21 protein-coding genes are annotated in these 19,877 nt (G+C 64.2%); 8 read left to right on the top strand and 13 right to left on the bottom strand.

From position 1 onward, the window contains the following. Window positions 1-24: 24 nt before the first annotated feature. The 9 genes from AC1DYQ_RS12300 to AC1DYQ_RS12260 form a co-directional block, all read right to left on the bottom strand. On the bottom strand, window positions 25-276 hold the full coding sequence (locus AC1DYQ_RS12300) for a hypothetical protein (RefSeq protein ID WP_477687020.1): 252 nt from the start codon (window positions 274-276) through the stop codon (window positions 25-27). Window positions 277-303: 27 nt separating this feature from the next. Continuing rightward, complete coding sequence (locus tag AC1DYQ_RS12295) at window positions 304-561, bottom strand: nitrogen fixation protein FixH (protein WP_477687019.1); 258 nt, start codon at window positions 559-561, stop codon at window positions 304-306. Window positions 562-581: 20 nt separating this feature from the next. Next, a complete protein-coding gene (ccoG, locus tag AC1DYQ_RS12290) occupies window positions 582-2,009 on the bottom strand; it encodes a cytochrome c oxidase accessory protein CcoG (protein ID WP_477687018.1) in 1,428 nt (475 codons plus the stop codon). A 7-nt stretch (window positions 2,010-2,016) separates the two neighbouring features. Further along, a complete protein-coding gene (gene ccoP, locus AC1DYQ_RS12285; RefSeq protein ID WP_477687017.1) occupies window positions 2,017-2,934 on the bottom strand; it encodes a cytochrome-c oxidase, cbb3-type subunit III in 918 nt (305 codons plus the stop codon). A gap of 67 nt (window positions 2,935-3,001) precedes the next feature. After that, window positions 3,002-3,139 (bottom strand): cbb3-type cytochrome oxidase subunit 3, encoded by a 138-nt coding sequence (locus tag AC1DYQ_RS12280; RefSeq protein WP_477687016.1) that lies wholly within the window; start codon window positions 3,137-3,139, stop codon window positions 3,002-3,004. An 11-nt stretch (window positions 3,140-3,150) separates the two neighbouring features. After that, window positions 3,151-3,780 carry a cytochrome-c oxidase, cbb3-type subunit II gene (gene ccoO / locus AC1DYQ_RS12275; RefSeq protein ID WP_457281526.1) on the bottom strand — a complete coding sequence of 210 codons (630 nt, stop codon included), beginning with the start codon at window positions 3,778-3,780 and terminating at the stop codon, window positions 3,151-3,153. A 21-nt stretch (window positions 3,781-3,801) separates the two neighbouring features. Further along, on the bottom strand, window positions 3,802-5,235 hold the full coding sequence (gene ccoN, locus AC1DYQ_RS12270) for a cytochrome-c oxidase, cbb3-type subunit I (RefSeq protein ID WP_457281527.1): 1,434 nt from the start codon (window positions 5,233-5,235) through the stop codon (window positions 3,802-3,804). A gap of 65 nt (window positions 5,236-5,300) precedes the next feature. Beyond that, window positions 5,301-5,438, bottom strand: a complete 138-nt coding sequence (ccoS, locus tag AC1DYQ_RS12265; protein ID WP_431095040.1) for a cbb3-type cytochrome oxidase assembly protein CcoS — start codon at window positions 5,436-5,438, stop codon at window positions 5,301-5,303. After that, entirely contained in the window at window positions 5,439-7,742 is a 2,304-nt protein-coding gene (locus AC1DYQ_RS12260; RefSeq protein WP_477687015.1) for a heavy metal translocating P-type ATPase, read from the bottom strand. Window positions 7,743-8,101: 359 nt separating this feature from the next. Between AC1DYQ_RS12260 and AC1DYQ_RS12255 the strand changes: the two genes are divergently transcribed. The 6 genes from AC1DYQ_RS12255 to arcC are packed head-to-tail and all read left to right on the top strand — an operon-like array spanning window position 8,102 to window position 13,683. Beyond that, window positions 8,102-8,545 carry a universal stress protein gene (locus AC1DYQ_RS12255; RefSeq protein WP_477687014.1) on the top strand — a complete coding sequence of 148 codons (444 nt, stop codon included), beginning with the start codon at window positions 8,102-8,104 and terminating at the stop codon, window positions 8,543-8,545. Between the two features lie 41 nt (window positions 8,546-8,586). After that, window positions 8,587-9,009 (top strand): universal stress protein, encoded by a 423-nt coding sequence (locus AC1DYQ_RS12250; protein WP_477687013.1) that lies wholly within the window; start codon window positions 8,587-8,589, stop codon window positions 9,007-9,009. Window positions 9,010-9,036: 27 nt separating this feature from the next. Beyond that, window positions 9,037-10,518, top strand: a complete 1,482-nt coding sequence (gene arcD, locus AC1DYQ_RS12245) for an arginine-ornithine antiporter (RefSeq protein WP_477687012.1) — start codon at window positions 9,037-9,039, stop codon at window positions 10,516-10,518. Continuing rightward, window positions 10,518-11,726, top strand: a complete 1,209-nt coding sequence (locus tag AC1DYQ_RS12240) for an arginine deiminase (RefSeq protein WP_477687011.1) — start codon at window positions 10,518-10,520, stop codon at window positions 11,724-11,726. Before arcD ends, AC1DYQ_RS12240 begins: the two co-directional genes overlap by 1 nt. 35 nt (window positions 11,727-11,761) lie before the next feature. Continuing rightward, window positions 11,762-12,760, top strand: a complete 999-nt coding sequence (argF, locus tag AC1DYQ_RS12235) for an ornithine carbamoyltransferase (RefSeq protein WP_477687010.1) — start codon at window positions 11,762-11,764, stop codon at window positions 12,758-12,760. Continuing rightward, window positions 12,757-13,683, top strand: coding sequence for a carbamate kinase (gene arcC, locus AC1DYQ_RS12230; protein ID WP_477687009.1), 927 nt, complete (start codon window positions 12,757-12,759; stop codon window positions 13,681-13,683). The genes argF and arcC overlap by 4 nt, the downstream gene beginning before the upstream one ends. Window positions 13,684-13,701: 18 nt before the next feature. Here the strand turns inward: arcC and AC1DYQ_RS12225 are convergent, their stop codons facing one another. The 3 genes from AC1DYQ_RS12225 to AC1DYQ_RS12215 form a co-directional block, all read right to left on the bottom strand. Next, complete coding sequence (locus AC1DYQ_RS12225; protein WP_477687008.1) at window positions 13,702-14,151, bottom strand: universal stress protein; 450 nt, start codon at window positions 14,149-14,151, stop codon at window positions 13,702-13,704. 282 nt (window positions 14,152-14,433) lie between these two features. After that, window positions 14,434-16,983, bottom strand: coding sequence for a cation-translocating P-type ATPase (locus AC1DYQ_RS12220; protein WP_477687007.1), 2,550 nt, complete (start codon window positions 16,981-16,983; stop codon window positions 14,434-14,436). 29 nt (window positions 16,984-17,012) lie between these two features. Further along, a complete protein-coding gene (locus tag AC1DYQ_RS12215; RefSeq protein WP_477687006.1) occupies window positions 17,013-17,618 on the bottom strand; it encodes a hypothetical protein in 606 nt (201 codons plus the stop codon). Between the two features lie 243 nt (window positions 17,619-17,861). Between AC1DYQ_RS12215 and AC1DYQ_RS12210 the strand changes: the two genes are divergently transcribed. Further along, window positions 17,862-18,257: a TraR/DksA family transcriptional regulator gene (locus tag AC1DYQ_RS12210; RefSeq protein WP_477687005.1), complete on the top strand. Its 396-nt coding sequence runs from the start codon at window positions 17,862-17,864 to the stop codon at window positions 18,255-18,257. Between the two features lie 70 nt (window positions 18,258-18,327). Then, window positions 18,328-18,789, top strand: a complete 462-nt coding sequence (locus AC1DYQ_RS12205; RefSeq protein ID WP_477687004.1) for a universal stress protein — start codon at window positions 18,328-18,330, stop codon at window positions 18,787-18,789. A gap of 109 nt (window positions 18,790-18,898) precedes the next feature. Here AC1DYQ_RS12205 and AC1DYQ_RS12200 read toward each other — a convergent pair whose 3' ends face one another. Next, a complete protein-coding gene (locus AC1DYQ_RS12200; RefSeq protein WP_477687003.1) occupies window positions 18,899-19,858 on the bottom strand; it encodes a LysR family transcriptional regulator in 960 nt (319 codons plus the stop codon). Between the last annotated feature and the right edge of the window lie 19 nt (window positions 19,859-19,877).

The raw sequence follows: 19,877 nt of genomic DNA, 5'->3' as shown, positions 1-19,877 counted from the left end.
CAGCTTCGGGAGTGGAACCCGATCTTACCGCCCGGCCCTTTCTGCGGAAGCCGGCGCAGGCCCCATCAGCAGCACCGTCAAGGCGCTGGACGCCGCACAGGCAAGCCAGAATACAAAAAAGGCGGCGGTCTGCAGCGCCAGCCGGGACAGCCCCGCGGGTTGCCCGTAACGCAGCATTTCCTCAGGGTCGAACAATCCGAAGAGCAGCAGTTCCAGCAGGCAGGCCGACAGAAAAGCCGGCCAGGCGATGCCCAGTATCTTGTTGGCTGAAATCATGGAGTCTCCTCTTTGCGTTGCAGGCGATCAGGGACGGGGTGTTTTGTCGGGTGTGGCCGCGTGATTGCGCCCCTCCAGGGCAGGCGCCAGCGCCCTGGGTTGATGCAGCGCATTGGTCCGCGAGGCTCGCGCCGGCTCCTGTCCGCCTATCACGGCATCCGGGTACTTGACGGCCAGGAAGGCTGTCACCACGCCTGCCACGACCACGGCGGCGGGCCCTGAAATCACCAGCCAGACATGACCGTGCTTCCACCATGGAGTGGCTTGGGTGGGAATGGTAGTCATGAGGGGCCTTTCATCGCGATTCATCGCGGAACAAGGAACACGGATTTTTCTTCGACGTGGGCACGCCCGCTTTCATCGCCGACACGGAACACGATGGCGTGCGAGCCGGCCTGCGTCGAGCCGTAGGGAATTTGCAGCCGCACTGCGACCCAGCGGGATTCGGTGGGGCCCACGCTGACTTCGGCCTCAGAGGCGACCGTCAGACCCTCCAGTCCGGCGGCCGCAATCGTGTAGCGTTGCGGCTGCTCGGTGGCGTTCATGATCTGCAGCCGGTAAACATTTTCCAGCCGCCCGCCCGCCACGATGCGCGAAAGCGCGGCGCGGTCCCGCACGACGTCGACCTTCAACGGCATGCGCGCCACCAGGCTCCAGAGGAGTGTCAGGCACAGCACGCCGAGCAGCGCCGTATAGACCAGCACGCGCGGGCGCAGCACCTGCCGCAGCATGCGTGAAGCACCCCATTTTCCGGCGAGCGCGTTCTGGGTGGTGAAGCGGATCAGACCCCGCGCATAACCCATTTTGTCCATCACACCATCACACACATCCACGCATGCCGCGCAGCCTATGCACTCATACTGCAGGCCCTCGCGAATGTCTATGCCCGTCGGGCAAACCTGCACGCACAGGGTGCAATCGACGCATGCGCCCAGGGACAATGCCGAGGCGTCGGCGTGGCGCGACCTGGCGCCGCGCGGTTCACCCCGCGCCGGGTCGTAACTCACGATCAGCGTGTCCTTGTCGAACATCGCGCTCTGGAAGCGCGCATAGGGGCACATGTATTTGCACACCTGCTCGCGCAGGAAGCCGGCATTGCCGTAAGTGGCGAAACCGTAAAACAAGACCCAGAAGATTTCCCAGCCACCCATTTTGGTCTGCAGGAACTGCAGGATCAGCTCGCGGGCCGGCACGAAATAAGCGACAAATGTAAAGCCGGTCCACATCGCCACACCTATCCAGAGGATGTGCTTGAACCACTTCTTGACCAGTTTTTCCAGGGAGAAAGGGGCGCCGTCCAGCCGCAACCTGGCGGTGCGATCGCCCTCCACCTTGCGCTCTATCCAGAGGAAGATTTCGGTATAGACCGTCTGCGGGCAGGCAAAGCCGCACCACAGGCGGCCCGCCACCGCCGTGAACAGGAACAGCGACAAAGCGCTGGCGACCAGCAGGCCGGTCAGGTAGATGAAGTCCTGCGGGTAGAGCACGTAACCGAACAGGTAAAAGCGCCGCGCCTCCAGGTCGAACAGCACCGCCTGGCGCTGCCCCCACTGTAGCCACGGCAAGCCGTAGAAAAACAGCTGCGTCAAGATGACGAATGCCCAGCGCCAGCGCGCAAACAGCCCGCTCACGGAACGCGGGTAGATTTTCTTTTGCGCCTCGTACAGCGACTCCCCTGCCGGCTCTGCCGCCGGCACGATGGGAATGATTTTTCGCAAAGGCAGCTGGGTCACTGTCGCCTCAAAGTTTTGCCGCAGCGGCTTTGTTGGAGAGCCCCCAGATGTAAGCTGTCAACACATGGATCTGCGCTTCCGTGAGCTTGCCGGCCTGCGCAGGCATTTCGTTGGTTTTGCCTTTGTTCACAATGTCGACGATGGCCTGCTCTCCCCAGCCGTGCAGCCAGATGTCGTCGGCCAGGTTGGGCGCGCCTATCGCGGTATTGCCCTTGCCGTCCATGCCGTGGCAGGCCGCGCAGGCGGTGAATTTGGACCTTCCGAGTTGTGCGCGCAGTGAATCGTGTGGGCCGCCTGACAGGCTCAGCACGTAGTTCGCCACATTCTTGACATCGTCAGGCGTTCCTACAGCGGCTGCCATGGGCGGCATCTGTCCCTTGCGGCCCAAGGTCAGGGTCTCCCTGATTTTCTCGGTTGAACCGCCGTGCAGCCAGTCGTTGTCGGCGAGGTTGGGAAAGCCCTTGCTGCCGCGCGCGTCCGAGCCGTGGCATTGGGCGCAGTTGTTCATGAAGAGGCGCTCGCCCACCGCCATGGCATCGGCATCGCCGGCGAGCTCGTCCGCGCTTTTGGCGGTGAAGCCAGCGTACAGCGGCGCAAGTTCCTTGTCTGCGTTGTCCATCGCGGCGTTGTATTCGCCGCGCGTGCTCCAGCCCATTTCACCCGGATAGGCACCCAGACCCGGATAGGCGACCAGGTAAAGCAGGGAATAGATCACGCTGATCACGAACAGCCACATCCACCAGCGCGGCATCGGGTTGTTGGACTCGCGCAGGTCTTCATCCCAGACGTGACCCGTCGTGTTGTCGCTGCTCTGGGGTATTTTTTTGCGGGCCGTCGCCCACAGCAAGACCAGGGAGCCGACGATGCCGATCAAGGTCAGCGCGGCCACATACCAGGACCAGAAGTTGTCTGTGAAATCGCTCATGGCTCACACCCGATGTGTTGTGCGGTGAATAAAAAACCGGTGAAGAGGTCTTGCATGGCGTTACCCCCTAGTCCTGCAGGAAGGGGATCTTTGCGTCCTCTTCAAACCGCGTGCGGTTGCGCGTGGAGTAGGCCCACATCAGCAGGCCGATGAAGGTGGCAAAACACAGCAGGGTTGCGATGATGCGCAGCGTGTTGACGTCCATGGCTCTCTCCTTTACTTCAGGGCCTTGCCCATAACTTGCAGATAGGCCACCAGGGCATCCATTTCCGTCTTGCCCTTCACCACACCAGCGGCCTCGGCGATTTCGGCGTCGGTGTAAGGCACGCCCACCCTGCGCAGTGCTGTCATGCGGGGTGCCATGTCGGCGGGGTCGACGGGCTTCTTCTCCAGCCAGCTATAGGCCGGCATATTGGACTCAGGGACCAGGTCTCGCGGGTTGTTCAGGTGGATGCGGTGCCATTCGTCGGTGTATTTGCCGCCTACGCGGTGCAGGTCGGGACCCGTGCGCTTGCTGCCCCACTGGAAGGGATGGTCATAAACAAATTCGCCGGCCACCGAATAGTGGCCGTAGCGCAGCGTCTCCGCGCGAAACGGGCGGATCATCTGCGAGTGGCAGTTGTAGCAACCCTCGCGCAGGTAGATGTCGCGGCCGGCCAGCTGCAACGCGCCATAAGGCTTCACGCCCTCCAGCGGCGCGGTGGTCGACTTCTGGAAGAACAGCGGCACGATTTCCACCAGGCCGCCCACGGCGATCACCAGCAGGATCAGGATGATCATCAGGAAGTTGTTGGTTTCGATCTTCTCGTGCGAGAAGCCGGCCGCAGAGGGGGTTTCGTCTTTCATGGGATGTGCTTTCTTCTCTTGTTATGCGTGAGCCAGCGCCGGCACCGGCACCCGGACAGGGCGGCCCTTGGCCACCGTCATGCAGACGTTCCAGGCCATCAGCACCATGCCGCCCAGGTACAAAAGCCCGCCAAAGAAGCGCACCACGTAGAAGGGATAGGTGGCCTTCACCGACTCGACGAAGGTGTAGGTCAGGGTTCCGTCGGCGTTGATGGCGCGCCACATCAGGCCCTGCATCACGCCGGCGATCCACATGGCGGCGATGTAGAGCACGATGCCCACGGTGGCCGTCCAGAAATGCACCTCGATGGCGCGCACCGAATACATCTGCTTTTGCCCGAACAGGCGGGGAATCATGTAATACAGCGTGCCCATGGAGATCAACCCCACCCAGCCCAGGGCACCCGAATGCACGTGGCCAACCGTCCAGTCCGTGTAGTGCGACAGCGCATTGACGGTCTTGATGGACATCAGTGGGCCCTCGAAGGTGCTCATGCCATAGAAGGACAGCGACACGATCAAAAAGCGCAGGATGGGGTCTTCGCGCAGCTTGTGCCAGGCGCCCGACAGGGTCATCACGCCGTTGATCATCCCGCCCCAGCTGGGCGCCAGCAGGATCAGCGAGAACACCATTCCCACCGATTGCGTCCAGTCAGGCAAGGCCGTGTAGTGCAGGTGATGCGGGCCCGCCCACATATAGGTGAAGATCAGCGCCCAGAAGTGGACGATGGACAGGCGGTAGCTGTAGACCGGCCGCTCCGCCTGCTTGGGGATGAAGTAATACATCATGCCCAGGAAGCCGGCGGTGAGGAAGAAACCCACGGCGTTGTGGCCGTACCACCACTGCACCATCGCGTCCTGCACGCCCGCATAAGCGGAATAGGATTTCATCCAGCCGGCCGGAATCTCCGCGCTGTTGACCACGTGCAGCACCGCCACCGCAAGAATGAAGGCGCCGTAAAACCAGTTGGCCACGTAGATGTGCCGAACCTTGCGGATTCCCAGCGTGCCGAAAAAGACGATGGCATAGGACACCCAGACCAGGGTGATCAGGATGTCGATGGGCCATTCGAGTTCGGCGTATTCCTTGCCGGTGGTGTAGCCCAGCGGCAGGCTGATCGCGGCGCCCAGGATGACCAGCTGCCAGCCCCAGAAGGTAAAGGCTGCCAGCCGCGGTGCAAACAGCGGCACGCTGCTGGTACGCTGGACCACGTAGTAGCTGCTGCCGATCAATGCGCAGCCGCCGAAGGCGAAGATGACGGCATTGGTGTGCAGCGGCCTGAGCCGGCCGTAACTGAGCCAGGGAATGCCGAAATTGAGTTCAGGCCATGCCAGCTGCGCGGCGATGAAAAGGCCCACTGCCATGCCGACCACACCCCAGAGCACAGCTGCCAGTGAAAACTGGCGAACCACCTTGTCGTGATAGGCGATCCCTCGTGTCGTTTCTTCGTTCATGAAGCACCTTTTGTCTTGATGCTTCAAAGTGTCGATGCGGCGTGGGTCGCGCCATTTGATGCAAGTCAATCAGTGTGAAGAATGCGCTCGGCTTCCTGCTCAAGCGCCTCGAACTGACCTCGCCATACCGCCCAGCCCAGCGCTCCGATGATCAGCAAGGCCAGCACGACTGAGAGTGGAATCAACAGGAACAGGATATCCATCTAGTTCTCCGGCGGGGTGCGCGCCAGCCTGGCCGAGTTGGCCACCACCAGCAGCGAGCTGGCCGCCATACCGAAGCCGGCCAACCATGTGGGCATATAGCCAAAAACCGCCAGCGGTACGCAGGTCGCGTTGTAAACCGCTGCCCACAACAGGTTCTGGCGCACGACCGCCCGGGTGCGCCGCGCCTGCGCGACAAGGGCTGGCACCGTGAGCAGCCGGTTGCCGGTCATGATGAAATCCGCCCTGGCCTGAGCCACCGGCACGGCCTGGCCCATGGCCAGGGACACATCAGCCACGGCCAGCACCGGCCCGTCGTTCATGCCGTCACCCACCATCATGACGCGATGGCCCTCGCGCCGAAGGCGGCGCACATGTTCCAGTTTGACCTCCGGCGTGCATTCGCCAAAGCACCATTCGATGCCGGCCCGGCGCGCAAGGTGGGCAACCGCCTGGCCCGTATCGCCCGAAAGCAGCTGGACGCGGACACCGAGTTTGAGCAAGTCGTCCACGGCCCGGGCCGCGTCGGGCCGCATCGCTTCGTCAAGCTCGAACCCTGCGAGGTAGTGCTCGCCATCGGACAGATGGGCCTGCAACACCGGCACGTCCCGGCCCGGCACAGGCACGCTGCAAAAAAAAGCCGACCCCAGGCAGAGGTAACGCGGCTCACTGCCGTCCAACCGGGCGACCTTGCCGCGCAGACCCCGTCCGGTAACCTCCTCCACTTCGCTGGCCACCCAGTCCGCCGCGGGAAAGCGGGCGGCGATGGCGCGTGAGACCGGATGCAGCGAGTGCCTGGCCAGCGCACCCGCCCAGTCACACGCCTCATCGCGGTTCACACCGGCAGGCACATGGGCCATCACGATTTGCATGCGGTCTTCCGTCAGCGTGCCGGTCTTGTCGAAGATCACGGTGTCGATGCTGGCGCAGCTTTCCAGCGCCTGCAGTTTGCGCACCAGCACGCCGCGCCGGGCCAGTGCGCCCGCGCTGGCCAGCATGGCCGCCGGGGTCGCCAGCGACAAGGCGCAAGGGCAGGTCACGATGAGCACCGCGACCGCGACCGCCATCGCATGCGCCTGACCAAAAGGCCACCACCACACAGCTGCGGCGGCGCTCGCCAGCAGCACGGCCACCAGGAAAGGACTGGCGATGCGGTCCACCAGTTGCACCAGGCCGGGCTTTTCGACTGAGGCCTGCTCCATCAAGGCCACGATTTCGGCGTACCGGGTTTCCGGCCCGACGCGTAGCACGCGCACTTGCAGCACACCCGTGAGGTTGTGGCTGCCGGCAATGACACCGTCGCCCGCCCGCCGCAGCAGGGGTTTGGATTCGCCGGTGAGCAGCGACTGGTCGACCCGGCTCTCACCGTCCTCAACGGCCCCATCAGCAGGGAAGGCCTGACCAGGCAGCACCCGAATCAAGTCGCCGGCGACAAGGCGACGCACGGCCACCGCACGGAAACTGCCGTCAGCTTCCCGCCGTTCCACGCTGTCCGGAAGGCGGCGCATCAGCGCATCCAGCGCCCCGGCGGTGCGGTCGCGCAGGCGCTGCTCCAGCAGTCGGCCCGACAGCAGAAAAAAAACGAACATGGGCACCGAGTCGTACGAGGCATGGTCACCCCAGGGGCCCGCCGGGTCAAAGGTCGCGGCCGTGCTGGCCCCAAAGGCGATCAGCACGCCCAGTGCCACTGGCACGTCCATGCCGATGCGCAAGCGGCGCAAGTCGCTCAGCGCCGCCGCGAAAAACGGCCAGCAGGAAAACAGCAGCACCGGCAGGGTCAGCACCCAGGAGGCCCAGCCCAGCAGCGCCTGGATGTCGGGCGTGATCTCGCCCGCCGGCGCCAGATAGGCCGGTGCCGCGTACATCATGACCTGCATCATGCAAAAACCCGCCACCAGCCATCGCCACAACATCACCCGCTGAGCCTGCACCCTGCGGCCGGCCAGCAGCAGGTCGCCTGCCGGCAAGGCGCCGTAACCGGCCTGGTGCAATGCCGCAATCCAATAAGAAGGCTGCGTGGTCTGCGGATGCCACTGAAGCCGCGCCGTGGCAGTCACGCCGTTGACCTGGACCGTATCCACGCCGGGCAGCTTGCGCAAAACCTCCTCGACCGTGAGCGCACAGGCCGCGCAGTGCATGCCCTCCAGCGCCAGGTACGACTCCCACCAGCCCTCGCGCCCCGCGACCGGCCGGCTAAAGCCCTCCCATTCGGCCGACTCGTCGAGCACTGCCCACTCCGTCGCAGTGCCGGCGACGGGCTGCACGGAGCCAGAGGGAAACATTGGCAGTGAAGGGACGGCTTGCATGGCGAAAGCTTAGCCAGCACCGAGTGCCGGGCCCTTGACATGGATCAAGCCCGGCTTGGCACGGCGCGGCATGGTTGCAATCCAGGGCAAGGGCCATGGGCACTCCCGCGGGTGTCGGCTGGCTGTTTGGCACTGTGGCTTAAGTCTGCTGGCGAACAGACACCTCCCGATGCAGCGCGCACAGTCACTTATGGCATCGGACATCTTCCGGCCAATGCAGTTCTGCAGGCATCGAAAGATCTCATCAAAAAATGCCGGGACAGAGGATCGGAATCAGGTGCCGCGCCCTTGATATGGATCAAACCCGGGCCGCCGCGGCGCTCCTAGACTGCAAACGAATCAACACAGGAGAACCCACCATGTACAAGCGCATTCTTGTTGCCACCGACGGTTCGACGCTTTCCAGAAAAGCGGTCAAGGACGCCATCGCCCTTGCCGTGTCTTTGGATGCCGGACTCGTGGCGCTCAACGTCGTGCCGCGCTATCCCATGAGCTACTTTGAGGGCGGCGCCACAATTTCGCCGCAGGAAGTCGGGCGCATTGAAAAGGAATGGACCGGCAAGGGTCAGGCCATTGCCGACGCGGCGCAAAAGGCCGCCGAGGCTGCGGGCGTCCAGGCCAAATCCGTGATCGCCAAGTCCGACCTCGTAGCCACCGCCATCCTGGCCGCAGCCAAAAAGAACAAGTGCGACCTCATCGTCATGGCCTCGCACGGCCGCAAGGGCCTCTCTCGCATCCTGCTCGGAAGCGAGACCCAGCAGGTGCTCACGCACAGCAGCATCCCCGTCCTTGTCCTGCGCTGAGCGCGCGCCGTCTCATTTTTTTCCATTTTCCGGAGACAACCATGAAAGTCCTTCTGGCCGTTGACGGCAGCAAGTTCACAAAAAAAACCCTCGCCTTTCTGGTCACGCACGAAACCCTGATGGGGCCCGACGCGGAGTTGATCGTGCTCAATGTACAGATCGCTGTTCCTCCACGCGTCAAGTCCATGGTGGGCGCCGCCACGGTACATGCCTACCACCGCGACGAAGCCCAGAAAGTGCTGGAGCCTATAGAACGCTTTCTCAAACGCCATGACATCACTTTCCGGGCCTCCTGGGTCGCCGGCACACCGGCCACACAAATCGCGCAGGCGGTGAAGCGTGAAAAGGTACACATGCTGGTCATGGGCACCCATGGCCATGGTTTGCTGGGCCGCGCCCTGCTCGGCAGCGTTGCCCAGCGGGTAGTGGCGGACGTTGACGTGCCGGTGCTGCTGGTCAAGTAGCCGATCATCTTTTACGGAAGGCCTGCCATGAACACACTGTCAAATACCCGCTCCCCCGTGTCGCCGCCGCGGGCTATTCCCACCACACGCCAGGCGCAGGGCGGTTTGGGCCTGGGGCTGCTGGTCGCGCTGGTGACGGGTTCCATCATCGGCAGCGGAATCTTCGGCCTGCCGCAAAACATGGCGGCTGGCGCGGGCGCGGGCGCCATCCTGATCGGCTGGCTGGTCACGGGCGTGGGCATGCTGGTACTGGCGCGCGTCTACCAGATGCTGGCCCTGCGCAAGCCCGAGCTGGACAACGGCGTCTATGCCTATGCCCACGCGCTCTCGGGCGAGTACGTCGGCTTCAACTCCGCCTGGGGTTACTGGATCAGCGCCTGGATCGGCAACGTCGGCTACCTGGTGGCCGCCTTCGGTGCGCTCGGTTATTTCTTTCCAGCTTTCGGCGAAGGCAACACGCCCGCGGCCGTGGCCGGAGCGTCGATAGTCCTCTGGATCGTGCATGCGCTGGTGCTGCGCGGCATCAATACTGCCGCCTGGGTCAATGCAATCGTCACAGTCGCCAAAGTCATTCCGTTGCTGCTGTTCATTGTGCTGGCCGCCGCCGCTTTCCAGGCGCCCACCTTCAGCCTGGACTTCTGGGGCAGCGCCAAACTCGGCTCCGTACTTGACCAGGTCAAGAGCACCATGCTGGTGACGGTGTGGGTGTTCATCGGCATCGAAGGCGCCAGTGTCTATTCGGCGCGCGCGCGGCAGCGCAAGGACGTCGGCAAGGCCACGGTGATTGGTTTTCTGATCTGCCTGGCACTGTTGATGGCCGTCTCGTTGCTGTCCCTGGGCATCTTCACGCAGCCCGAACTTGCCGGATTGAAGAATCCCTCCATGGCCAGCGTGCTTGAGAAAGCCGTAGGCACCTGGGGCGCTGTGCTGATTTATGTCGGCCTCATCGTTTCCGTCGGCGGTGGCTTCCTGGCCTGGACATTGCTCGCTGCGGAGTCGCTTTTCACACCGGCCAACAGCGGCGTGATGCCCGAATGGCTGGGCCGCCAAAGCAGCAAGGGCGTGCCGGCCAATGCCCTGTGGCTGAGCAGCGCCATGGTTCAGATCTTCCTCATCGTCACGCTGGTTTCCAAGGCTTCCTACCTGGCCCTGATCTCGCTGTCGACCGCGATGATTTTGCTGCCCTACCTGTTCAGCGCGCTTTACGGCCTGAAGGTGCTGCTGCGCGGTGAGGGCCCAACGAGGGAAGCCACCGCCGGCGGGTCACTGGACCTGCCGGTGGCCGCGCTCGCGTCGGTGTACTGCCTGTGGCTCCTGTATGCCGCCGGCGCCAAATACCTGTTGCTGAGCGCTCTGCTCTACGCCCCCGGCGCGGCCCTGTATTTCATCGCCAAACGGCAGGGCAACAAACAGCCCTTTACCGCTGGCGAGAAAGCCATGCTCGCAGCCGTGCTCGCGCTCGCAGCGGTGGCCGGCTGGATGCTCGCCACCGGTCAGTTGAGCCTGTGATGGCCGGCGTTCATTCAGAGACGGGCCGGCTGCGCAAGGTACTGGTCTGCAGGCCGGGCCTGGCGCACATGCGCCTGACGCCCGCGAACTGCCAGGACATGCTGTTCGACGATGTGATGTGGGTCGCGCAGGCCAAAAACGACCATTACGCGTTCACCAGCGCCATGACGGAGCAAGGCGTGGAAGTGCTGGAATTGCACGACCTTCTCGCAGTCACCGTCAGCGACCCAGCGGTGCGCGACTGGCTGCTGGACCGCAAGCTGACCGGCATCGACCTGGAAGCCGCCGCCGTGCTGCGACCCTGGCTGCAAGAACTGCCGCCGGCCCGCCTGGCCGAGTTCCTGATTGGCGGGCTGACGCCGGCGGACCTGCCCTTCAAGTTGCCGGGTCTTACGGCCGCGTGCGCGAGCGCCTCCGACCTGTTATTGCCCGCCCTTCCCAATACCCTCTTCACGCGCGACAGCAGTTGCTGGATAGGCGACGGTGTGGTGCTGGGCGCCATGTACTGGCCCGCACGCCGGCAGGAGACCCTGCTCATGGCGGCCGTCTACCGTTTTCACCCTGCGTTCGCCGGCAAGGTCGCCGAGTGGTGGGGTGATCCCGGCCAACCGCACGCGCAGGCCTCGCTCGAAGGCGGCGATGTCATGCCTCTGGGCCAGGGCCTGGTGCTAATCGGCATGGGCGAGCGCACCTCGCCGCAGGCCGTGAGCCAGCTGGCGCGCAGCCTGTTTGCCCGCGGCGCCGCGACCCGGGTGCTGGCCGCCCAGCTGCCCAAGTCGCGCGGGGCCATGCACCTGGACACGGTGCTGACTTTTTGCGACCGCGACCTGGTGACAGTGTTTCCCGAGATCGTGCAGGCCATACGCGTGTTCAGCCTCAGACCCGGCAACGAAGCCGGCGCACTGGATGTCAGGGCAGAAACCGGCCCCTTTCTTGACGTGCTCGCCCAGGCGCTGGGTATTGCAAAGCTGCGCGTTGTCGCTACCGGCGGCAATGCCTATGAAGCCGAGCGCGAACAGTGGGACGACGGCAACAACGTGCTGGCACTGTCGCCCGGCGTTGTCATGGCCTACAACCGCAACACCCACACCAACACCCTTCTGCGCAAGGCCGGTGTCGAGGTCATCACCATCCCCAGCGGGGAGCTGGGCCGGGGCCGCGGCGGCAGCCACTGCATGTCCTGTCCGATTGAGCGTGACGCTGCCTGACCCGCCATTGAGGCATCCACGAAAGACGGCTACCCATGAGCTTCAACCTTCACAACCGCAGTCTTCTGGACCTCAAGGATTTTTCCCCGCGGGACATCCGCTTCCTGCTGGACCTGGCCGCCGAGCTCAAGCGCTCGAAATACGCGGGCAATGAGCTCGCGCGCCTCAAGGGCAAAAACATCGCGCTGATTTTCGAGAAAGCCTCCACCCGAACGCGTTGCGCCTTCGAAGTCGCGGTGCACGACCAGGGCGGCCACGTGACCTACATCGACCCCGTCAGCTCACAGCTGGGGCACAAGGAGTCTCTCAAGGACACGGCGCGGGTGCTGGGGCGGCTGTACGACGGCATCGAGTACCGCGGCTTTCACCAGACGGTGGTGGAAGAAATCGCGCGCTTCTCGCACGTCCCGGTCTGGAACGGGCTCACAGATGAGTCGCACCCGACCCAGGTGCTGGCCGACCTGCTGACCATGCAGGAGTTCGGCGAAAAGCCGCTGCATGAACTGTCTTTTTGCTACCTGGGCGACGCCCGCTTCAACATGGGCTGCTCGCTGCTGGTGGGCGGCACGCAGATGGGCATGGACGTGCGCATCGCCGCACCCGCCGCGCTGATGCCACCGCCCGGGCTGGTGAGCGAAATGCGCGAGCTGGCTAGGACAACAGGCGCGCGCATCACCCTCAGCAACGATCCGGCCGAGGCTGTCAAGGACGCTGACTTTCTCTACACCGACGTCTGGGTGTCCATGGGTGAGCCCGACGACACCTGGAAGCTCAGGATTGAGCAGTTGCTGCCCTTCCAGGTCAACAGCGCCTTGATGAAGGCTACCGGCAAGCCGCGAACCCGCTTCATGCATTGCCTGCCGGCTTTCCACAACCTGGACACCGAGGTAGGGCGCCAAATCCACGAACGCTACGGCCTCAGCGAAATAGAGGTGACCGACGAGGTCTTCGAGTCCGATGCATCCATCGTGTTCACGCAGGCGGAAAACCGCATGCACACCATCAAGGCCGTGCTTGTGGCCACCCTCGCATGAAGCTGGTGATCGCGCTGGGCGGCAATGCCTTGCTGCGCCGGGGCCAGTCGCTCAGCGCGCAGAACCTGCTGGAAAACATCCGGAGCGTGGCGGCCCAACTGGCCCGCGTCGCGCTTCGTCATGAGTTGGTGGTGACTCACGGCAACGGGCCCCAGATAGGCCTGCTGGCGCTGCAGAACTCGGCCTACGCGGCAGTGGCGCCCTATCCGCTTGACGTACTGGGTGCGCAAACCGAAGGCATGATCGGTTACCTGCTGGAGCAGGAACTTGCCAACCACCTTCCACCCGGCCGCCCCGTGGTCACCCTGCTTACGCGTGTGGAAGTCGACCCCGCCGATCCGGCTTTCGGGAAGCCCACCAAACCTATAGGACCTGTTTACACGAAGGAGGAAGCCGAACGGCTTGCGCAAGCCATGCACTGGCATGTCGCGCCGGACGGTGCAGGCTTCAGGCGCGTCGTGGCTTCGCCTCTCCCTACGCGTGTGCTGGGCATGGACCCGATCAGCTGGCTGCTGCAGCATGAGGCAGTGGTGATCGCCGCGGGGGGTGGCGGCATCCCGGTGGTGCACACCGCCGGCGGGCATTCTCTTCAAGGCATCGATGCCGTGATCGATAAGGACCTGACGGGCGCCCTGCTCGCGCGGGAACTGGGGGCCGACTGCCTGGTGATCGCCACCGACGTGGATGCCGTCTACCTGGGCTGGGGAACGCCCGCACAGCACGCCATCGGCAAGATCAGGCCACAGGAATTGCTGGGCCATAGCTTCCCCGCAGGCTCCATGGGCCCCAAGGTACAGGCTGCCACCGGCTTTGTGCTCAAGACCGGCAAGAAGGCTTTGATAGGCTCGCTGGCCCAGATCGAGGAAATGCTGGCGGGCCGTGCCGGTACAGAGGTGAGTCCCGACGGTGGCCTTGCGGGCTGAGAACAGGCTCTTGCAAATTCAGCCTTTCACTACCAGCACCGGAACCGGGCTGTGCCGCACGATCTGCTCGGCGTCACTGCCCATCAGGATGCGGTCCAGACCGCGGCGTCCATGCGAGCCCAGAACGATCATGTCGGCATGAACCTGCCTGGCCTGTTCGGCGACCGCATCGCAAAGACGGCCGGCACCCGATTCAAGCAGCACGCTGTCGCATGCCACGCCCTTATTGGCGGCCAGGCTGCGCATCTGCGCCAGCAGCCTTTCACCCTCGGTGTGCATGAACGGGAGCGTTTGCTCATAGTACGCTTTGGCCGTTTCGAAGCCGTTGACGTAATCCAGCTCATCGATCACGTAGAGCAGCCGCAGGCGCGCCCCGTTCAGGTGCGCCAGTTCAATCGCGGTCTCCAGCGCTTTGACGGAAGTCGGACTGCCGTCAACCGGAACAAGTAATTGCTGTAGTAAGGCCATGTGCTCAAACGGTCCCGAGTAACGAAATCGTTGGTCGCACCCGCCACTGGAATTTTCCAGACAGGAGATCGGCCACGCAGCGCGACGTTCCGGTGTTGGAATACGAAACAATGAGAGTTTTCTCGGACATGGTTCTGCTCTTCGGATGGTTGCGCGCAACAAAGCGGCGGTCGGCCGGGCGCTGCGCAGGCATCGGCCACCAGCAAAGGGTATGGCGGACAGCAAACTCACCCCTTGACGTAAATCAAGAGCGGCGCCTTGCGTGAAGCCCTTCCCTCCGGGTTACGTGCTGCGGCGCCGCTGAACGTAGCGCAATGCCATGAGCCACAGCGTCATGGCGCCCAGAATCACCAACAGCCAGGCGGCAGCGCGTCCGGACGGCGCCACAAAGCCCATAACCCCTCGCAGCCAGGGTTGCCACAGCACCAGCGAAAGAAGCAAGGCCACCGCCGCGGCCAAACGCGGCAGCCATGGGTTCCTGAGGATATTCACCGGATGGCGATGAACCAGCACCAGAAGAAGCAGCCCTGCAACAAGGCTCACGAACAGCGTCGTGCGTATCTCGGCAGCAGGCCACCTCTGCTCCAGCAAGTACCAATTGGCCGCGAGCAGAACCAAGGCTATCCCTAAGCCTTGCGACAGGCCATAGGTCATGTTGTGCAAGGCAAACGGCGAATCTGCGGCAGGCCTGGGCGGACGGCGCATCAGTTGAGGATCCGCGGGCTGCGCTTCAAACAATATCGAGCAGGCCGGGTCGATGATCAGTTCAAGCAGGATGATCTGCGCGGGCAGCAACAGGGCGGGCCAGCGAAGCAAGGCGGGAACCAAAGCAAGCACCACGATGGGCGCGTGCACGGCGAAGATGAAGCGCACGGCGCTGCGGATGTTGTCGTCGACGTGGCGGCCCTGGCGTATGGCGGTGGCGATGCTGGCGAAGCTGTCGTCCAGCAACACCAGGGCCGCAGCCTCGCGCGCCACGTCGGTCCCGCGCTCGCCCATGGCGATCCCGGCGTCGGCGGCCTTGAGCGCGGGCGCATCGTTGACGCCGTCGCCCGTCATGCCCACCGTACCGCCGTCGGCCTGCAACGCGCGCACCAGCCGCAGCTTCTGCTCGGGCCTGAGCCGGGCGCAGATGGCGGCGCTCCTCAAACGGGTCCGCAGCGAGGCATCGTCCAGGGCATCGATGTCCGCGCCGGTCAGCACGTCGGAGGGATTGGACAGGCCCGCCTGGCGGGCGATCGTACTGGCCGTCACAGGGTGGTCCCCCGTCATCATGATCACGCGTATGCCCGCCTCGCGGCAATCCTGGACGGCTTGCGGCACCGTGGGCCGTAATGGATCGGCCAGGCCCAGCAAGCCGGCAAAGCGCAGCGTAAGGGCCTGCTGGCTTTCGGGCAATGCGGCATCCGTCCACTCACCGCTCGCCACACCGAGCACGCGCAGGCCTCTTGCCGCCATGTCCTGCACCTGCTGCTGCACCGCCTCGCGTTGAGGTCCCTGGAGCCGGCACAAGTCCATGACCGCCTCCGGCGCCCCTTTAGTGGCCAGGGAATAACGCCCCGGGATCTCGCTGCCGTAGGCGTGGGTGACGGCCAGGAGCTGCGGCGTGAGTGCATATTGCCACGCCGGTGCGGTGCCCTGGCGCGCTTTCGAATCCGGGCCCAGACGTGCGTCTCCGAGAGCACGTATGGCTTTTTCCATGGGGTCGAACGGCTTCAGCGGCGTGGCCAGCATGGCGCATTCGAGCAGTTCCGTGACCGCAGGAGGAAGCTGCGCATCGCCGCCGGACCTGAACACGGTATCGGTGCCCGCCAGCTCGACCAGCGCCATGCGGTTCTGCGTCAGGGTGCCGGTCTTGTCCACGGCCAGCACCGTGATCGCGCCCAGCACCTCGATGGCGTCAACCTTCCGCGTGAGGATTTTTTGCCGGGACAATCGCCAGGCCGCCAGCGCCAGGAACACCGCGAGGACGACGGGAATCTCCTCTGGTAGCACCGCCATCGCAAAGGCAATCGCCGGCAGCAGGCTGGCGACAAAACCCTGGCCGTCCCTGAGCCAGGCGAGCAGCACCAGCAGCGCGGCGACAGCCAGCCCGGCGCCGGCGAATCCCCGCACGATGCGCCGCGACTGCCGGTACAGCCTGGAGGCCGGGGCCTGCGTGGTCGCAAGGGCCACGCCGATGCGGCCCATCGCGGTGCGGCCCGCGGTGGCATGCACCCGGGCCAGGCCCGCACCCTGCGTGACCACGGTGCCGGCGTAAAGCGCTGCGCCGCCTTCGCCATCGGGCTCATCGCCGCGCCCGGTTTGCGGATGCGGCAGCTTTGGCCGGGGCACGGATTCGCCGGTCAGCAGCGACTCGTCGGCCTCGAGGGCCCCTTCCAGCAAGTCGGCATCCGCAGCGATACGGTCGCCCTCGCGCAGCAGCAGGACATCCCCGCAGACCACCTCGCGACAGGCGATGCGAAGCTCCCTGCCGCCCCGCAATACCAGCGCGCGCGGCGCCGACAGTTCGCGCAAGGCCTCAAGCGCCCGCTGTGTTTTTTTCTCCTGAAAGAAAGTCAGCGCAACAATCAGGAAAACTGAGGCCAGCAAAAAGATGGCTTCGGCCGTATCACCCAGCACCAAATAGCCCGTACCTGCCGCGAGCAGCATCAAAAACATGGGTTCCTTGACAACCCCCAGGGCCATTCGCCAGAAGCCTTGGGGCTCGCTTCCGGGCAACAGGTTGGGCCCGTCGATCCGGAGGCGCGCAGCGGCCTCCTCGCCGCTCAGCCCCAAGGCCTCGGGTGTCGGCTCGCACGGGAGGCCGAGTGCTTGAACTGCAGTAGTCATGTTTTCAGCGGGTCCTCGGGGAAATCCCCCTATTTTTTCGGACCTGAGTCTGCGCCCTTATCCGCCGCCTGCTTGCTGGCTTCGGCCGACTCCTGCGCAGCTTTTTCCGCGCTTCTCAATGCATCCTGCGTTGCCTTCATGGCTTTCAGCGTTTCCGCCTGATCGGGCTGGCCCGACTTGCGCAGCGCTTCCTCGGCGCGCCCCGACGCCGCGCGCACGGCGGACGCAGCCCTCCGGGCCGCTTCGGCGGCTTTAGCCGTCAGTTTCCTCATGCTGTCGGTTGCGGTGGCGGAGGCTTGCTCGGCTTTCTCGCGAGCCCTTCTTGCGGCTTCGTCCGCTTTGAGCGCCTGTTCCCGGATATTTGCGGCGGCCCGTTGCGAAGCATCCTGGGCGGCGGTTTCAGTCAACTGCAGCGTGAGCTTGACCAGGTCGGCCGCTGCACGCGCGGAGTCGGCCGCCTCCTGTGCGGCCTTTTGTGCCGCCGCCTTTGAACGCGCGGCCACACCCACCGGCGCACTGGAGGCTCCGGCACGCGCCTGCGCCTTTTCAGGCGCTTGTGCACTGACGTCACCGGCCGCGTAAGCCACGGCACACGAGGCGACAGCCGCGGCGATCACAAAGATTCTGGTTTTCATGGCGTGCCTTTCAACGGAGTTGAGGGCACCCATGATGGCCAGGCCGGGCGGCAAGGCATTTGACCTGGCGCAACTGGCGTGCAATCGCGTTTTCATACTGGATTGGAAGCGCGATTTTCAACACCGAAGGGCACGGCCCTGGTTCATCGCTGCTTGCGCCAGATCAACACCAGTTTGTTGGGACTTCATGAAAATCACGGCTGGAGCAGACACAAAGACCATCCACTTTTTTCAGGCCCCTTCATGAAGCATTACGACAATTCACTTGCAGGACACTTCGGTAACATCCTGGCCCGGCGCGAAGCCGAGCTAAGGGCCACCCTGGATACCGGCGGCAAGGAGGAACTCGCGGCCGAGGAAGCCGGCAGCGGGGAGGTGCGGGACTTCAAGGATCTGGCCGAGCGGGAGTCGCAGTTCGACATGGCGGCCCTGGATGCGGCACGCGCCATGGAAGAACTGGCCCAGGTGCTTGCAGCCCGCCGCCGCCTGCAGGAGGGCCACTACGGCCAATGCACGGAATGCGGCAAGCCGATTGACCTCCGTCGCCTGGAAGCCCTGCCGGCCGCAGCGTTCTGTTTGGCCTGCCAGACCGTCGGCGAAGAGACGCCGGCCCTCCACCGCAAACCAATCCGCACTTGACCAGTATCAATATCCGGGGCCCAAAAATCGCCACCATGGATGACGTTTCAACTCACATGAGGCATTCACCATGTTCAAGCGAATCCTGATTCCCGTGGACGGCAGCGACACTTCCAACAAGGCCCTTGTCGCCGGCCTGGCGATGGCGCGGGAAACCAGCGCCAGCGTACGGCTGCTGCACGCCTTCAATGAGGCGGCCTACCTGGGTGGAGTCGACCCCTATGGCACCTGGTCAGCCGATCTGGTCGGCATGATGCGCGAAAGCGGCGCCAAAGTCCTGACGGATGCGACGGCCATCGCCGGGTCGGCCGGAGTCACTGCAAGCCAGGTGCTTTGCGATGAACCGGGCAAACGCCTGGGAGAGTCGGTGGCCGAGGCGGCCAGACTCTGGAACGCCGATCTCATCGTGGTCGGCTCCCATGGCCGGCGCGGCCTGGGACGGGTGCTGCTGGGCAGTGGCGCCGAGCAGATCCTGAGGCTGGCGCCGGTGCCTGTCCTGGTCGTCCGCGATGCACCTTCAGCGCAGGCTTAAACGAAACATAGCTGCAGAGCACAACAAGCGTGCGCGAGCAGCTATCAAAATAATACCAATCCTCGGAGCGGAATATCGTCGCCATGTCGACCACGCGCCAGGCTGGGCGTCAGCTTTCATTTGACGCGCTGACGGCCTGCCGTTGTTGTTCCCTGTCTGCCAGCAAGTCGACAAAGGCACGGACCTTCGCGGGACGAAAGCGCGCGGCCGGAAACACGGCATGGATACCGCCGGAAGGCAGGCGCCATTGCGGCAGGACCTGGATGAGACGGCCGGCCGCAAGATCACCCGCTACCGCATAGTCCGGCAACACCGAAAGCCCCGCGCCCTGGAACACGGCTTCGCGCACGGCAAGCGTGGCGTCGAGAAAAATCGAGGCCTGCACGCTAACGGCCCGGCGCTCACCCTCGTTGAGCGAGAAATTCCATGTCAGGTGGTCGCGAAGAGCCGTGTTGGCGATGAAGGGCAGGCCGGCGATGTCTTGCGGGGCGGTAAGCCGCGCCACTTGCGGCTTCATGGCCGGCGACGCCACGAGCAGTTGCCGGAAAGAACCGATTTTTCGCGCCTGCAGGCTGGTTTCAGCAAGCCAACCGACACGTATCGCCAGTTCGATGTTGCCCGACATGAGGTCCAGCGTCTGGTCGGTGAGGACGGCATCGACCTTGCACGCGGGGTAGCGCCGGGTAAAGGCGGCGATAGCCGGCACCACCACGCCGACACCATAGTCGAAGGGGGCGGTGAGCCGCAGCATGCCGGACGGCTCCGCTGAGGTTTCGGCCAGGTCGTCGAAGGCGTCCCCGGCCTCGCGCAAGATCAGCGCGCAACGCAGGTAGAAGGCTTGCCCCAGTTCGGTGGGCTGCACCTTGCGTGTGGTGCGGACGAGCAGCGATGTCCGGAATTCGCGCTCCAGCCGCGCAACCTGCTGACTGACCACCGCCTTGGTGATCCCCAGGCGATCCGCAGCCGCGGTGAAGGAGCCGGTTTCCACCACAGCCGCGAAGTAGGCCAGGCGCCTCAGGTTCCCCAGCGCGCCGAGGCCGCCTTCGTCTTGATTGTTTGCTTTAAACATACATTGTGTTTATCAGAGA

It is taken from the genome of Polaromonas sp. P1_F4, assembly GCF_056405675.1.
The sequence above is the reverse complement of the archived record's forward strand: the minus strand, read 5'-3'. Positions and strand labels throughout refer to the sequence as shown.